General features: G+C 74.6%; 13 protein-coding genes and 1 pseudogene. 5 read left to right on the top strand and 9 right to left on the bottom strand.

Features of this window, described 5'->3' with window-relative positions; all coding sequences use genetic code 11:
• The first annotated feature begins 7 nt into the window (after positions 1–7).
• Complete coding sequence (locus ACFVWY_RS14325) at positions 8–1,378, top strand: MFS transporter (protein ID WP_389871244.1); 1,371 nt, start codon at positions 8–10, stop codon at positions 1,376–1,378.
• A gap of 21 nt (positions 1,379–1,399) precedes the next feature.
• On the opposite strand, the gene ACFVWY_RS14320 is transcribed toward ACFVWY_RS14325, so the two are convergent.
• Positions 1,400–2,011 (bottom strand): flavin reductase family protein, encoded by a 612-nt coding sequence (locus ACFVWY_RS14320; protein ID WP_389871424.1) that lies wholly within the window; start codon positions 2,009–2,011, stop codon positions 1,400–1,402.
• A gap of 109 nt (positions 2,012–2,120) precedes the next feature.
• On the opposite strand from ACFVWY_RS14320, the gene ACFVWY_RS14315 reads away from it, so the two are divergent.
• Both ACFVWY_RS14315 and ACFVWY_RS14310 read left to right on the top strand, forming a co-directional pair.
• Positions 2,121–2,516, top strand: a complete 396-nt coding sequence (locus ACFVWY_RS14315) for a PadR family transcriptional regulator (protein WP_389871241.1) — start codon at positions 2,121–2,123, stop codon at positions 2,514–2,516.
• The gene (locus ACFVWY_RS14310; protein WP_389871239.1) at positions 2,513–3,208 is read left to right on the top strand and encodes an HAAS signaling domain-containing protein; all 696 of its coding nucleotides are present in this window, start codon (positions 2,513–2,515) and stop codon (positions 3,206–3,208) included. The genes ACFVWY_RS14315 and ACFVWY_RS14310 overlap by 4 nt, the downstream gene beginning before the upstream one ends.
• Before the next feature lie 263 nt (positions 3,209–3,471).
• Here ACFVWY_RS14310 and ACFVWY_RS14305 read toward each other — a convergent pair whose 3' ends face one another.
• A complete protein-coding gene (locus ACFVWY_RS14305; RefSeq protein WP_389871442.1) occupies positions 3,472–3,783 on the bottom strand; it encodes a hypothetical protein in 312 nt (103 codons plus the stop codon).
• On the opposite strand from ACFVWY_RS14305, the pseudogene ACFVWY_RS14300 reads away from it, so the two are divergent.
• A pseudogene (locus tag ACFVWY_RS14300) lies at positions 3,689–3,913 on the top strand (phosphatase PAP2 family protein); the annotation flags it as partial. The gene ACFVWY_RS14305 and the pseudogene ACFVWY_RS14300 sit on opposite strands and share 95 nt — an antisense overlap.
• Positions 3,914–3,997: 84 nt before the next feature.
• On the opposite strand, the gene ACFVWY_RS14295 reads toward ACFVWY_RS14300, so the two are convergent.
• The 6 genes from ACFVWY_RS14295 to ACFVWY_RS14270 all read right to left on the bottom strand — a co-directional run bounded on the left by ACFVWY_RS14295 (position 3,998) and on the right by ACFVWY_RS14270 (position 12,071).
• Entirely contained in the window at positions 3,998–4,699 is a 702-nt protein-coding gene (locus tag ACFVWY_RS14295; protein WP_389871236.1) for a response regulator, read from the bottom strand.
• A 55-nt stretch (positions 4,700–4,754) separates the two neighbouring features.
• A complete protein-coding gene (locus ACFVWY_RS14290; protein WP_389871233.1) occupies positions 4,755–6,329 on the bottom strand; it encodes a sensor histidine kinase in 1,575 nt (524 codons plus the stop codon).
• A gap of 66 nt (positions 6,330–6,395) precedes the next feature.
• Positions 6,396–8,378: an SMI1/KNR4 family protein gene (locus tag ACFVWY_RS14285; RefSeq protein WP_389871230.1), complete on the bottom strand. Its 1,983-nt coding sequence runs from the start codon at positions 8,376–8,378 to the stop codon at positions 6,396–6,398.
• A 108-nt stretch (positions 8,379–8,486) separates the two neighbouring features.
• Positions 8,487–8,642, bottom strand: coding sequence for a hypothetical protein (locus ACFVWY_RS14280; protein WP_389871227.1), 156 nt, complete (start codon positions 8,640–8,642; stop codon positions 8,487–8,489).
• Between the two features lie 285 nt (positions 8,643–8,927).
• Positions 8,928–9,788 (bottom strand): enoyl-CoA hydratase/isomerase family protein, encoded by an 861-nt coding sequence (locus ACFVWY_RS14275; RefSeq protein ID WP_389871225.1) that lies wholly within the window; start codon positions 9,786–9,788, stop codon positions 8,928–8,930.
• Positions 9,789–9,839: 51 nt separating this feature from the next.
• Positions 9,840–12,071, bottom strand: coding sequence for an acetate--CoA ligase family protein (locus tag ACFVWY_RS14270; RefSeq protein WP_389871222.1), 2,232 nt, complete (start codon positions 12,069–12,071; stop codon positions 9,840–9,842).
• A 354-nt stretch (positions 12,072–12,425) separates the two neighbouring features.
• Here ACFVWY_RS14270 and ACFVWY_RS14265 point away from each other — a divergent pair, with 354 nt between their 5' ends.
• Positions 12,426–13,787 carry a hypothetical protein gene (locus tag ACFVWY_RS14265; protein WP_389871220.1) on the top strand — a complete coding sequence of 454 codons (1,362 nt, stop codon included), beginning with the start codon at positions 12,426–12,428 and terminating at the stop codon, positions 13,785–13,787.
• A 220-nt stretch (positions 13,788–14,007) separates the two neighbouring features.
• On the opposite strand, the gene ACFVWY_RS14260 is transcribed toward ACFVWY_RS14265, so the two are convergent.
• Entirely contained in the window at positions 14,008–15,201 is a 1,194-nt protein-coding gene (locus ACFVWY_RS14260) for a flavin-containing monooxygenase (protein ID WP_389871217.1), read from the bottom strand.
• Positions 15,202–15,252: the final 51 nt, after the last annotated feature.

Raw genomic sequence — 15,252 nt, 5'->3', positions numbered from 1 at the left:
GAGCGACGTGACCCAGACAACCAAGAGCGCCGCCCGGGACGGTGGCCGCCGGAGCGCGGCGGCGGCCACCCGCCGGCCGGCCCGCCCCCCTGTCCGTGCCGGGCGGACCGGCCGTCCCCGTACCCGGTCCGGGGAGCCCGGCCGTCCCCGTATCCACCGCGCGTGGATCGTCGCCGCCGTCACGTTCGTGACGATCATCGGCGGCGCCGCCTTCAACGCACTGCCCGGCCTCCTCATCGAACCGCTCAACGATGAGTTCGGCTGGTCACGCGGGGAGATCGGGCTCGCCGTCTCCATCGACATGGCGCTGTACGGGCTGACCGCGCCGTTCGCCGCCGCGCTGATGGACCGCTTCGGTATCCGCCGGGTCGTCGCCGTCGCCCTTGGCGCGGTGGCGGCCGGGGCGCTGGCCAGCGTGTGGATGACGGCGTCCTGGCAGCTGATGGTCTACTGGGGCCTGCTCGTCGGCCTCGGTACCGGCTCCATGGCGCTGGCCTTCTCCGCCACGGTCACCCACCGCTGGTTCGTCGCCCGGCGGGGCCTGGTCACCGGCATCCTCACCGCCGCGGGTGCCTCCGGCCAGCTGGTCTTCCTGCCGCTCTGCGCCTGGATCGTCGCGCACCACGGCTGGCGCCCGGCCTCGGTGACGGTGGCGCTCGCGGCCCTGGCCGTCGTCCCGTTCGTCTGGTTCCTGCTCCGCGACCATCCGGCCGATGTGGGCCTCGCCCCGTACGGCGGCGCGTACGAGCCGAAGCCCGCGCCCGCGCGCGGGGCGGCGCGGCGGACCGTGCGGGTCCTGGCCGACGCGGCGCGCACCGGGCCGTTCTGGCTGCTGGCCGGTACGTTCGCCATCTGCGGGGCCTCGACCAACGGCCTGATCCGTACGCACTTCGTGCCCTCGGCCCACGACCACGGCATGCCGGTCACCGCCGCGGCGTCCCTGCTCGCCGTCATCGGGATCTTCGACGTCGTCGGCACGGTCTTCTCCGGCTGGCTCACCGACCGCTTCGACGCCCGTCGGCTCCTCGCCGTCTACTACGCGCTGCGCGGCGTCTCGCTGCTCTTCCTGCCGATGCTGATGGCACCCGAGGTGCACCCGCCGATGCTGTTCTTCATCGTCTTCTACGGCCTGGACTGGGTGGCCACCGTCCCGCCGACGCTGGCCCTGTGCCGCGAACAGTACGGTGACGACAGCGCCATCGTCTTCGGCTGGGTCCTGGCCTCGCACCAGGTGGGGGCGGCCCTGGTCGCCTTCCTGGGCGGTGTGGCACGCGACGTCTTCGGCACGTACGACGTGGTCTGGTACGCCTCGGGCGCGCTGTGCGCCATGGCAGCCCTGATGGCCCTGGTCATCCGCCGCACCCGGCAGCCCGTGTAGGGGCGCGGGAGGCGCGCGAGCTCAGTCGTCGAGGGGGGCGAAGCGGCCGAAGGCGCCGCGGTGGAACAGCAGGGGAACGGTTTCGTCCACCGCGCCCAGGGCCTCCACCCGGCCGACCACGATCAGGTGGTCGCCCCCGGTGTGGACGGCCTGGATGCGGCAGTCGATCCAGGCGGCCACGGAGTCCAGCCGGGGCGAGCCGGTGACCGGGGCGGGCCGGTGCGCCACCCCCGCGAACTTGTCGGCGCCGCTCACCGCGAAGCTCCGGCACAGGGCGCCCTGGCCGGCCCCGAGGATGTTGACGCAGAAGGCCCCGGCGCGGGCGATGCGCGGCCAGGTCGTCGACGTACGGGCGACCATGAACGTGACCAGCGGCGGGTCCAGCGAGAGCGAGGCGAAGGACTGGCAGGCGAAGCCCGCCGGGCCCGCCGGGTCGTCCGGGGCGTGTGCCGTGACGATCGTGACGCCGCTGGCGAAGCTTCCCAGTACCCGGCGGAACTCGCGCGGATCGACCGGCGGTTGCTCGCCTTCGGCGACGGCGCGCAGATGCGGGCGCGGCAGCGGGTCGACCGGTGCCGGTCCGGTGGTGGCGGCGCCGACGGACCTGAGGTACCGGACGGCTATGGCGGCCATGCCTGCGTGTCCCATCACCTTTCGATTAGAGCTGACGAGCTGTCAGATGGGAAGAGCCGCGGAGCGGCGGCTTGCGCCTGCCTGTACATGGCAAGGTACATTGCATCGCATGGAACCAGGTGATCCGAGCGACCGCGCCGCGGGCAGGGCCGAGAGCCAGCTCCGCAAGGGCGTGCTGGAGTACTGCGTGCTCGCCCTGATGCGGGACGGGGCGCGGTACGGGGTCGAGCTGCTGCGCGAGCTGGAGGCGACCGGTGTGCTGGCGACCAGTCAGGGCACGGTCTACCCGCTGCTGTCGCGGCTCCGGCGGGACGAGCTCGTCGTGACCACCTGGCAGGAGTCCGCCTCTGGCCCCCCGAGGCGCTACTACGAGCTGACCGAGGCCGGGCGCGGCGCGCTCGCGGAGTTCACGGAGACGTGGCCCGCCTTCCGCGACGCCGTCGACCGCCTCCTCGCACCCACCCCGCGCCGGGCACCCCAGCCGTCTGGAGAGAACGAACGATGAGCATCAGCAGGTCGCAGAGTGCCCCGTGCGCCGGGGACGGTGCCGCGAGCGCACTGGTCCAGGACTACCTCGCGGCGGTCGGGCGCGAGGCGTCGGAGCTGCCCGCCGAACGCCGCCAGGAACTGGTGGCCGATCTCGCCGAACACATCGAGATCGCGTGCGCAGAGCGGCCCGGCGACTGCCGGGAGATCCTGCGCGAACTCGGCGACCCGCGCGCCATAGCCGCCACCGCCCTCCAGGAGTCCGGCCTCGGCGCCGCTCCCGCGCCCGGCTCCGTGCCGGGTTCCGCGCCCGGCTCCGCGCCTGGTCCGGTGCCGGGTTCCGCGCCCGGTTCTTCGGGCGGCCGGAGGGGCGGGCCGCGTTCGCCCGCGTGGCTCGTGGCGCTGCTGCCGGTGCTCGCCTTCGGGTGCGGCTACCTCTGGGTTCCGCTGGGCTTCGCGCTGAAGGTCACCGCGGCCGTCGTGCTGTTCCGGTCCCGGTACTGGACGAGGGGCCAGAAGTGGACCGGCTTCGGACTGACCGTACTGGCTCCCTCGCTGATGAACGTGGCCTGGTTCGTCTTCAGCTACCCCAACAACCCCTCGCAGACCGCGTACGGGACGGCGATCACGGCGACGGCCGCGGTGACCCTCGCCGGTGCCGCCCTGCTCTGGCGGGTACGGGGCGAGGGGCGGGGCGTCGCGGCCCCGTGATGCCGCGTGTCCGCCGGGCCGCGCCCGCGCACCCCTGACGATCGTCAGGGGTACGGACTGCCGTTCGGCACGGAGCGCGGGCCCCCGCCGCTTCTAGGTTCGCCTCTCATGAGACGAGAAACCGGAAGCAGTACCAGGGCCGGACGGCCGCTGACGGCCTGCGCCGTCCTGGCGGCGGGGGCGGCGGCGGTCGGCGGGCTCGCCCCGGGCGGGCTGGGCACCGACCGCGCCGTGGAGGTGACGGACGGCGCCTCGGCCTCCGCCTACCGCGCGGTGACCCGGGCGGTGGCCGACGCGCCCTCCTGGACGGGACCGCTGCTGGAGGCGGCCACCGACGGCACCCTCGTGGTGCTCGGCCTGCTGCTGGTGTGGGCCTGGTGGATTGCCGTACGCCGGGGCGACACCCGGACGTCCGCGGGCGCCGTGCTCACCGGCACCGGCACCGTGGCGGCGTACGCGCTCAGCGAGGCGGTCAAGCTGGTGGTGGACGAGGAACGCCCCTGCCGGGCCCTGCGGGGCATCGCCGAGACGGCCGCCGCCTGTCCGCCGCCCGGCGACTGGTCCTTCCCGAGCAACCACGCCACCCTGGCCGCCGGGCTCGCGGTGGGCCTGGCCGTGCTGCGCCCGCGCCTGGCCGCCGTCACCCTGCCGGTCGGCGGGGCGGCGGTCCTGCTGCGGGTCGCGGTGGGGGCGCACTACCCGCACGACGTGCTGGCCGGTGCGGCCCTCGGGGCCACGGTGGTGGCGGCCGTCCTGCTCGCGTTCCCGCCGCTCGCCCGGACGGCGGCCTCAGCGCTCGCCCGACGGGCGGCCGGGCGGCGGCTGCGCGGGCGCGGTGATCCCGGCCTCGTGGGCGACGACGGCCGCGGCGGCCCGGTTGTCCACGCCCAGCCGGGCCAGGATGGAACTCACATGCGCCTTGACCGTCCCTTCCACCAGATGGAGCCGTCGGGCGATCTGCCCGTTGGACAGCCCGCTGCCGAGGAAGGCCAGTACGTCGCGTTCCCGGGCGGTCAGGGCACCGACCCGTTCCCGGGCGGCGCTCCGGCGTCCGGCCAGGGAGCCCGCGCCCGTCGCCGAGAGGTGGGCGACGACCCGCGCCGCGACCTTCGGTGACAGGTAGGCGGCGCCGTCGGCCACCGCGCGCACCCCCGCGATCAGCTCCTCGGGCTCGCCCGACTTGATCAGGAAACCGGCGGCGCCGCCCCCGAGCGCCTGGAGGATGTAGTCGTCCTCACCGAAGGTCGTGAGCATCACCACCCCCGTCCCCGGGACGGCCCGCCGGATCTCGGCCGCCGCCTCGATGCCGTTCGTCCCCGGCATCCGGATGTCGAGCACGGCGACGGCCGGGCGGTGACGGCGCACCAGCTCCACGGCGTCGCGCCCGTCGGAAGCCTCCGCGACGATCTCGATGTCCGGGTCGGTGGACAGCACGGCGCGCACCCCCGCGCGGATCATCGGCTCGTCGTCGGCGATCAGCACCCGGATCACCGCTCACCTGCCGCGCCGGTCTTCCCTCTGCCCCTCATGCGGGCCGGGACCGGGATCACGGGGTCAGGGCCTCCTTGGACATCAGCCGGCCGTCCCGGAAACACAGCCGGTAGGCGTCTCCCGACCGGTCGTCGAAACGGTCCGCCGTCATCGCGTAGTACGCGCATGTGATGCCCCTTCCCCTCGGTTCCCCGGCCACCGGCCGCTGTCTGGTCTCCCGGTCGGGCAGCAGCCCCCGGACCGCCCTCTGATCCTGTCCCACCCGCAGCCGGGCGTAGTCCCCAGGGTCCAGTACGGACTGCCGGGCCGAGTGGACGTCCCAGGCCATCAGGGCCGCGCTCAGCAGGGCCCACACCCCCAGCGGCAGCACGACCGCGAGGGCCAGCGCCCGGCGGACCCGGCCGCGGGCCCGCCGGTGCTCCGGCGGCAGGGCCGGGGATGCGGCCCGGGACGGGGCGGGCGGCCGGCTGGCCGGCGGGGCGTGCGGAATCCGCGCGGTGACCGCGAAACCACCCGGGCCGGAGGCGCGCGCCTTTGGGCTGTCCGTGCGCGGCCCGTGCGTGCGTGGCCGGCGCGCGCGTGGGGCGTCCGGGTGCGGGGCGTCCGTGCCCAGGCTGTCCAGGCGCGGCGCGTCCGTGCGGGGACCGTCCGGGTGCGGGCCGTAGGTGAAGGTGCCGCCCGTCAGCCGTACGCGTTCGTCGAGCCCGATCAGCCCGCGCCCGGTGCCCGGTGCGGTGCCCGGAGCATGGGCGGTGCGGGCCGGGGCGGGCGCGGGGCCGTTCGCCACCCGGACCGTCGTCTCCCCGGCACCATGCGTCACCCGTACGTCCACCCGTGCGCCCGGCGCGTGCTTGGCCGCGTTGGTCAATGACTCCTGGACGACCCGGTGGGCGGCCCGCGCGGCTGCCGCAGGCATGGCGTCCGCGTCCCCCGCCACCCGGAGATCCACCGCGAGCCCGGCCGCCGCGGCCTCCTCGACCAGCCGGGAGATGCTCGTGCCCGTCTTCCCGTCAGCCCCCTCGTCCGCCTCCTCGCGCAGCAGGCCGATCACCTCGCCGAGCCGCTCCACCGACGCGGCCGCGCGGGCCCGGATCTCCCCGGCCGCCGCCCGGTGGGCCTCGTCGAGCCCGGGGGCCAGCTTGAGGGCACCGGCCGACAGGGCGATGAGGCTCAGGTCGTGCCCCAGGACGTCGTGCATGTCCTGGGCGATCCTGGCCCGCTCGCGGGACCGGGCCTGCTCGGCCACGAGCTGCTGCTCACGCTCCAGCCGGGCCGCCCGCTCCCAGCCCGCCCGGACAAGATCCTGGTACTGCCGCCAGAAGCGCCCCACGAACCAGGGGAGTACCGCGGCCAGCACCACCATCCCGACGAACTGCCCGGCCATCAGCAGCCACGAAGGCACCAGGGCCACCGCCACCGCCCCGCCCGCCACCACCGCGACGAGCACGAGGACCGCGGGCCCGGCCCTTCCCGGCTCCCGGCCCGCGAGGAAGGCCGCCACGGCCGCGGGCAGGGCCCACCACAAACTGACCGTGCTCAACGTCACGCAGGCCGCCGCGACGACAGCCGCCGCGGTCCCCGGGGCGGCGACGGCCCGCCGGACCGCCCCGCTGCTCACCACACCGTTCACCCGGACGACCGTACGCAGCCCGGCGGCCTTCCGGCACTGCCGAAAGTCACTGCCGCCCCGCGCCGGTCAGGACGCGGCGTCCCGGCCCAGGCTGATCACCGCGTAGGTCTCCCCGTCGCCCGGCGGCCGCGTCCACGAGCGCGTGGTGAACGTGTGCAGGCGCCCCCGCGTGAGCGCGTGACGCGGCAGCCCGGCACCGAACGTGCCGGACACGGCCTCCAGCAGCAGCCGCTCCTCGGCGCCGCCCCCGCCCGCCTCGTCCTCCTCGGCGGTCCCGGTCGTCCTCCGGGAACCGAAGAACCGGTCCGGGTCCAGGGCCGGGGGTATCTCCCCGGTGCGGCGTATCTCTCCGTCCGCGTACGTGAAGGCGTACTCCTGCGCCCCGTCCCGTGCCACGGACAGGTGGAAGAACGGCTCTCCGTGCCGGGTCCGCAGACCGCCCCAGACCACCACCGCACGGGTGCCCGTCCCGGCGGTCGCGGCCGGGGAGACGAACCGCAGCGGGTCGAAGCGCGCGGGGTTCCCGTCGAAGGCGAAGCTCCAACGGGCCCCGGCCCGGCCGACCGCCACGAGGGCCTTGTCGTCGTAGGACGAGAACTCCCGCCGCCCCTGAAGCGAGTGGCGCAGGGCCTCGTCGCACGTCATGGGATCGTCCAGCACCACCCCGCTCCCGCTCCCACTCCCACTTCCGCTCCCGTCCCCGTCGCCGTTCCTGTCCGCGAGCCGTTCCGGCAGGTCCTTGGGCTCCACGTCCTCGACCAGGACGAAGCGGTAGGACCTGCGGCCGTCACGGGACTCCGGGTCGGCGAGCCACGCCAGTCCGTCCGGATCGAGGGCGGCCGAACGGACCGGGGGCTCGCCCCGCTGCCCGCCCCTGGGCGTGGACAGCAGCTCACGGCCCCGTTCCGGAGTCAGCAGGGGGCCGAGCAGGGGGTCGGCCACCCACCCCAGCGGTGCCAGGTGGTCAGGGCCCAGCGGCAGCCACTCTGGCAGCGCGTCCATCAGTGTCCGCCAGGCCCCGTCGCCGTCGCCCCACCGTGCCCGCTCCCGGGCCCGCTCGACCGCCTCCCCGAACGGCCCGGCCGCCTCGTACCGGTACGTGCCGTCGCGCATCCGTTCCAGCATCGCCCGTGCCGACGACACCACGCCGTCGTCGGCACCCCGCAGGGAGAACATCAGCGCGGAGCCGTCCCCGTACGAGGCCGTCGCGTGACCGGAGACCAGCGCGGGCAGCAGATCGGGCGCGTACCGCGGGTCGGTCACCACCCCCTCCAGGCGGACCGCGGAGGTCCTCCCGAGCAGGAGGCGTATCTGGTCGCCCAGGCCCGCCGCCCGCGGCCTGCCGTACTCCTTCGCCTCGTCCAGCGCCTCCGCGGCCCGCTCCCAGCCGCCGCGCAGCGCCGTCAGCCGGGCCCGCCCCACCAGAGCGTCCAGCTCACGCGTCGTGTCGTTGACGAACTCCGGCGCCCCGTCGGCCGGATGGGTCCGCAGACGGTGGAACTCCCGGTGCATGGCCCGCATGAAGGCGGCGAAACTCGCGTACCGATGGGGCGGCGCGGCTCGCCAGCCCGCCCACGTGTACACCGCCCACTCGCCGTCCTCGGCCACATCCCCGGGATCCAGGACGACGTACAGGGCGTCGGACTCGACGTCGAGCTGGAGCCCGCGCCGCCAGAGATCCGCCTCCCGCCACTCCTCGGGCCCGGCGTCCTCGTCCAGGTACTCCTCGAACATGTCCGCCAGCCCGGAGGCGTTGTCGTGCCAGCGGGCCTCGGCGCTTCCCGCCAGCAGCGAGACGAACCCGCCCGCGTGCCGCCACCCGTCGCTGACCTCCAGGAACTCCCGGTACGACGGGGGCATCCGCAGGCCGAGGCGTTTCTCCATGGCCACGATCCGCTCCGCCGACGCGGGCGGGAACCCCAGCCACCGCTCCCGCCGGGCGGCCTCGTTGTCCTCGTGTCGCGCCTCGTCGGCGGGCAGGGAGTCCGACCACTCCTCGCTCCACCTGAGCAGGAACGGCCGCCAGTCGAACGGTGTCGTATCCGTCATGGGCCCGATGCTGCCACCCGCCGCTGACAACGCCCGGACCGGCGACGGACCTCGGGCTCTGTCCGGCGGATCTCCGCGACCGTGGGGCCACGACGTGACCCGGCGGTCCTACGGTGCTCCGTACACCGTGTCCAGGAGACCGTTGACGAAGCCGTCGAGGTCGTCGAGCCCGGCGGCCGTCCGCGTGGCAGGGCTCTGGGCCACCAGGTGGGGGAGAGCGGCGTGCAGGGCCAGCGTGACAGTGGCGGCGCGCCGCGAGGTCACGGGGAGGCCCGCGCCGCGCCGGGCGTGCCGCCTCCGCTGCCTGGCATGCCGTTCACCACCACACGGCCACCGCTCCTCTGGCCGCCCCGCCGCCCGACGGCGGCGGGTGCGGCTCAGGTCACTAAGGGCTGTCCCGTGATCCCTGGCGGGCGTGCGACGACAGCCACGGCACCTCGCCGCGTTGCCGGAACGCCCGGATACATCCGGTATTCGGGCGTCCCTCCGCCGTGCGACGCACCGCGTCTGACGCCGCACGCCGATCCACCAGAGATGACGGGCCAGCCCTTAGATCCCGCGGAACTTCGGCGTCCGCCGCTCCACGAAACTCGCCACGCCCTCCTGGGCGTCCCGCGTCGTCATGTTGATCTCCTGGGCCGCCGCCTCGGCGGCGAAGGCCGTCGCGCGGTCGGTGTCCAGCGAGGCGTTGACGAGCTGCTTGGTGAGGGCGATCGCCCGGGTCGGCCCCTCGGCCAGCCGCTGCGCCCACGCCGTCGCCGTGGCGGCCAGCTCCCCGTCCGGCACGACGCGGTTGACCAGCCCGAGCCGCTCCGCCTCCGCCGCCGGGAGCGCGTCGCCGAGGAACATCAGCTCCTTCGCCCGCTGCGGGCCGATCAGCCGGGGCAGCAGATACGCCCCGCCGCCGTCCGGGACCAGGCCGCGGCGTACGAACACCTCGATGAACCTCGCCGATTCGGCGGCCAGCACCAGATCGCAGGCGAACGCGAGGTGGGCGCCGATCCCGGCCGCCGTGCCGTTGACCGCCGCGACGACGGGCTTCTCGCAGTCCAGCACCGCGCCGATCAGCCGCTGCGCGCCGAGCCGGATCGTGCGGGCCACGTCGCCTGGCACCCGCTCGCCGGAGGCCGGGGCCGCACCGCGCAGATCGGCGCCCGCGCAGAAGCCGCGGCCGGTGGCGGTGAGGACGACGGCCCGTACGGCCGGGTCGGCGGAGGCGTCCGCGAGCAGGGCGATCACGCGCTCCCGCTGCTCCCACGTGACGGCGTTCAGCGCCTCGGGGCGGTTGAGGGTGATCCGCAGGACGCCGTTGTCGGTGGTGTGCAGTACCCATGAGTCAAGCGGATCGGAGGCATCGGCTGCCTCGGCGGATCCGGCGGGCCTGGTGGTGTCTTCGGGGGAGGACGGCATGGGAAGCTCCTGGCTAGGCGGTTCGGACGGCGGCGGCGGTGCGGCGGCCGGTCAGCGGCAGACGGCGAGCGCGTCGAGCGCCACCGCGCCCTGCCCCCGCCCCAGCACCATCAGCGGGTTGATGTCCAGTTCGGTGAGGTCGTCGCCCAGTTCCAGCGCCATCCGCTGCACCCGCAGCACGACTTCGACGAGCGCGTCCACATCCACCGGTGGTCCGCCCCGCACGCCCTCCAGCAGGGCCCGTCCGCGCAGTTCACCCAGCATCGCGCGCGCCTGGTCCTCGCCGAAGGGAGGCACCCGCACCGCCGCGTCGTGCAGCACCTCGACCAGTACGCCGCCGAGCCCGACCGTCACCGTGGGCCCGAACAGCGCGTCCTGGGTGACGCCGACCATCATCTCGACACCCCGCTCCACCATCTGGCAGACCAGGATCCCGTCCAGTTCGATGCCTTCGTACCGGGCGATGTCGGTCAGCTCGCGGTAGGCGTCCCGCACCTGGCTCGCCGAGGTGAGCCCGACCTTGACCAGGCCCAGTTCGGTCTTGTGGGCGAGCTGGGCGCCCGACGCCTTCATCACCACCGGGTAGCCGACCAGCGCCGCGGCCCGGACGGACGCCGCGGCGCTGGTCACCAGCTGTTCGCGCGGTACGCGGATGCCGTACGCGCGCAGCAGCTGCTTCGCCGCGTGCTCGCTGAGCTGACGGCCCGGCCGCATCAGGGCCTGTGCCTTGCGGAAGGACGGGGAGGGGGTGCGCGGCGCCTCGTCGAAGGGGGAGCGGTACGACTCGGTGAACCGGTGGTGGTCCAGGTAGGCCTTCACGGCGGTGACGCAGTTGCCGAAGGTGCGGAAGGTGGCGACGCGGGACGAGCCGAGCAGCGTCGTGCGGTAGGCCTCCTCCGTGCCGACGGGCGAGCCCCACACCACGCACACCAGCTTGTCCGTGGTCTCCGCCGCGTCCACCAGGTCCTGCGCGAGCCTGTCGCTCATCGGCGGGAACGGGCCGGTGATCGGACAGATCAGCACCCCGACGTCCGGATCGGCGAGTATCGCGTCGATGATCTTCCGGCCGCGCCAGTCGCCGACTGGATGGCCGCCGTTGTCCACCGGATTGGCCACGTTCAGATAGCGGGGGATCCACTCGTGCAGTTCGCGCTGCTTCGCCTCGGACAGGGTGGGCAGGTTCAGCCCGGCGCCGGTCGCCAGGTCCGCGAAGTGCGCCCCGGTGCCGCCCGAGATCGAGTAGACGACGACGCCGTCGGCCTGCGGTTCACGGGCTCGGGCGAGCAGGGTCGCGGTGTCCTGGAGCTCGTCGAGCCCGTCCACCCGGATCACGCCGAACTGCCGCATCGCCGCGTCGACCACCTGGTCGGCGCCGGTCAGCTTGCCGGTGTGCGAGGCGGCCGTCCGGGCCCCCGTCTCCGTACGTCCCACCTTGACGGCCACCACGGGCACACCCGCCCGCGCCGCCCGGTCCGCGGCCAGGAGGAAGGACCGCCCGTCCTTGAGCCCTTCCACGTAGCAGGCGATGGCCCCGACCTCGGGGCGCTGCGAGAAGTACGAGATGAAGTCGGCGGTCTCCAGGTCGGCCTCGTTGCCCGTGGGCGCCCAGTGGGAGAGCCGGATGCCCAGCTCCTGGAGGGTGAACAGGGGGCGGCCCTGGTGGCCGGACTGGGTGATCAGCGCGATGGCCGGGCCGTCCAGGTCGTCCCGGAACCGCTCGAAGGCGTTGAGGTTGGTGTTCGGCCCGAGCAGCCGCAGCCCGGACCGTTCCACCGCTTCGGCCAGCCGCGCCTGTGCGGCGGCCCCCTCCTCGCCGGTCTCGGCGAAGCCCGAGGCGAAGGCGACCGCGAACCGCACCTTGGCCTGCGCCAGTTCCTCGATCACCGGGAGAGGGTCGCCGACCAGCAGGACCGCCAGGTCGACCTGCTCGGGCAGCTGGCCGACCGACGGCGAGCAGGCCAGCCCGAACACCGACTCGCGCGTCGGGTGCACCGGATACAGCCGTGCTCCGACCCGCTCGGCCCAGGCGATCAGCTGCCGGGTGATGCCGGTGTTGGGGCGGCCCTCGGCGTCGGAGGCGCCGACGACGGCCACGGACTCGGGCCGGAAGAAGCGGTCCAGGTCGGGGACGGGGGCGTACAGCGGCCGGCCGCTGACGTCCAGGACGCATTCCTCGGTGGCCTCGACCGTCACGCTGTGGACGGCCGCGTGCGGTTCCTCGCCGCAGGCCACCACCCGTGCGCGGAAGTCGGTGGTAAAGGTGCCGTGAGTCGATCCAAGCATCGTTCCGCCCACTCCTGCCTGAGGTCCGTCGGGGGATCCTGCCGGGCCAGCCAAAGCTGACACTCTGTCAGGTTACTGAACTGACGGCTCGTCAGGAATGGGTGTGCAGGCAAAGACCGGCGGGGCCCCCGGGGCGAACGCGTGACGGCGTGCGGTGAAACCGGGACCGCTGCGGTGAAATCGGGGTTTCCGGGGTGAAGTCGTACGAGCGCCCGGTGAAGTCCCGGGGTTTCCGCCCGGCCCGTACAACCCCGTGGCGATCTTGGAGGTCGAATGTGCGGGCCGGACCGTCCGGCCGTCGTTCGAGGCCAGCGGCCCAGCCGGACCCCTGGCCACACTCTGTTTGGGGGAAGCATGAGACCCGTCTCCACCCGGCGCACCGCACGCCTCGGCGCCCTGGCCGCCGTCACGGCCGCCGGACTGCTGACCGTCGGACTGGCGGTTCCCGCGGTCGCGCAGGACCTGCCGCAGACCGACCAGCTCTGGATCCAGGCACCCGGGCAGCAGAGCCTCCCGGTCGGCGCCGATCTGCCGGGCCGGCCGCTGGACCTCGGGCTCTACCACGACAACGGCAACTTCACCGTCACCGACGGACTGCTCTCGGTCGACGTCTCCGGCATCACCGGGGTGGCCGAGGTGAGCTGGCCCGACAACTGCGCCCCGAGCGGGACCACGGCCGTGTGCACCGTCTCCGACGTGCCGGTCATGGGCGACACCTACAGCCCGCAGGTACAGCTCTCGCTCCGGGCCGCCGACGGCGCCGGGATCGGCGCCCAGGGCCGGATCACGTACGCGGCCGTGGCCACCGGCGGGCCGGACGGCACCCTGGAGGCCCCGCGGGACTCCTTCGGCACCCAGGTCACCGTCGGCTCCGGCCCGGACCTGTCCGTCTCCGGGCCCGCCCCGGTGAGGGACGCCCTGCCGGGCGAGCAGCGGACCGTGCCGCTCACGGTGACGAACCGGGGCGGTGAGCGCTCCGAGGGCCTCCGCGCCGTCATCAGCGCCACGCACGGGCTCACCTTCCTCGACGCGTACGCGGAGTGCGCGTACCGGACGACGGGTGGCGAGGACGTCCCGTTCACCACGGCCACCTGCGACTTCGACCAGGTGATCGAGCCGGGCGGCACCTTCACCCTGCCCCGGCCGCTGCGGGTGGCCCTCGCCGCTCACGCGTACCGCGAGCGCCTGGAGGTCACCGTCGAGCCCGGCAACGGGGTTCCCGACCTGGCGGAGGAGGACAACTACGCCGCCGCCGGGATCCAGGCGGTGAACACGGCCGACTTCGAGGCGAAGGGCGCCCACGTCTCCGGCGCCGTCGGTGAGACCGTCACCGCCGCACTGGGCTTCCGGAACAACGGCCCGGCCTGGATCGCCAACCTCGGCTCGGGCGACGCGGTCGCGGCCGTCGACCTCACGGTCCCCGAGGGGGCCACCGTCACCTCCGCCCCCGCCGGCTGCGAGCCCCGCACCCTGGCCGGCGGCTACCACCCGAACCCGGTCGGTGCCCCGCGCTACAGCTGCGAGCTGCCCCTCTGGGCCCTGCCGGACACCGAGCGCGCCTTCCCGTTCGAGCTGCGCATCGACCGGATGGTCCCCGACGCGGCCGGCCGCGTGGTGCTCACCACCGGCGGCGCCGCTCCGGTGACCTTCCCGTTCGACCCGCAGTCCGCCAACAACACGGCCCAGCTCGTGGTGAACCCCACCGCCGCGTCCTGACCGGACCGCATGACGAAGCGGGGCGCGCCCGGAGGAATCCGGTCGCGCCCCGCTTCGTCATGCGGTCCGCTCTGTCCGCTGCCCATTTCCCTTGTGCGCGCCGCTCTTCGCTGCCCCCGGCGTTCCCGGGGCGTCACCCGCCCTGTCCGGTCGGCCCGGCCAGGGCAGCCGGGCGGCCAGCCGGTGAAGGGCAGGCGCCGGACCGCCGGGCGCGCGGCGGTCAGCGGGCGGTGTCGCGGGCGAGGCGCCTGGCTATCTTGCGGGCGTCCAGGGCGATTTCGCGGAGCATCCCGCTGATCGGGTTGGTGAACCCGGTGAAGTACAGCCCGGGGGCCTGCTGGGGGGAGCGGGCGCCGTGGACCGCCGGGCGGCCCCGGGCGTCCAGCACGCCGAGGTGGCCGGCCAGCCCTTCCAGGGCCCGGCGGTAGCCGGTCGCCGCGATCACCGCGTCCGGGGTGATCCGCTCGCCGTCGGCCAGCACCACCGTGTCTCCGTCGAACGACTCGACGGCCGCCACCGGCACCACCCGGCCGCGCTTCACCGCGTCGATCAGCCCCACGTCCTGCACCGGGATGGCCCCGTCCCTGACCCGCGAGTACAGGCCCGTGTCCGGGCGCGGCAGCCCGTGCGCGGTGAGGTCGGGCACGGAGATCCGGCCCATCAGCCCCGCGGCCCGGTCCACCAGCCGTACCGGCAGCCTGCGCACCAGTACGGCGGTCGACTGCGCGGGCCATCCCGCCGTGGAGCGGCGCACGAGGTGCGGCACGGTGCGCACCGCGATCCGTACCCGCCTGGCCCCGCCCTCGACCAGGTCCACGGCGATCTCCGCCCCCGTGTTGCCGATGCCGACGACCAGGACGTCCTTTCCCGCGTACGGGGCCGGGTTGCGGTACTCCGCCGCGTGCACCAGATCGCCGCCGAAGCCGTCGAGGCCGGGCCACCGCGGGAGGCGCGGGGTGTGGTTGAAGCCGGTGGCGACGACGACGGCCCGGCCGGTCAGCACCCGGCCGCCGCTCGCGGTCAGCTGCCAGTCCCGGCCGTCCGGGGCGCGGTCGATCCGGGACACCTCGACGCCCGTCACCACCTCCAGCTCGTGGTGTTCGGCGTACTTGTCCAGGTAGCGCACCATGTCGTCGCGGGAGACCCAGCGCCCGAACCGGCGCGGCAGCGCGAGGCCGGGCAGTGCCGACCGGCGCCGGGTGGTGTGGAGGTGCAGCCGGTCGTAGTGGCCCCGCCAGGAGGCCCCCACCTGGCCGGACTTCTCCAGGACGACCGCCCGCACGCCCAGTTCGCGCAGGGACGCCGCGACGGCGAGACCGCCCGGCCCGCCGCCGATGACGTAGACGGGGCGGTCCTCGGTGAGGTCGGTCCGGTGCGGTCGGGGACTACCGGCGGTACGTGCGCTGTCGGACATGGTTCGGAGCGTAATCGCGCACCTGGTTGATGGGTCTCGGTCAAGACCGGA

The sequence above is a fragment of the Streptomyces sp. NPDC058195 genome (genome assembly GCF_042883525.1).
Taxonomy (GTDB): domain Bacteria; phylum Actinomycetota; class Actinomycetes; order Streptomycetales; family Streptomycetaceae; genus Streptomyces.
This window is presented reverse-complemented; position numbering and strand designations above follow the sequence as displayed.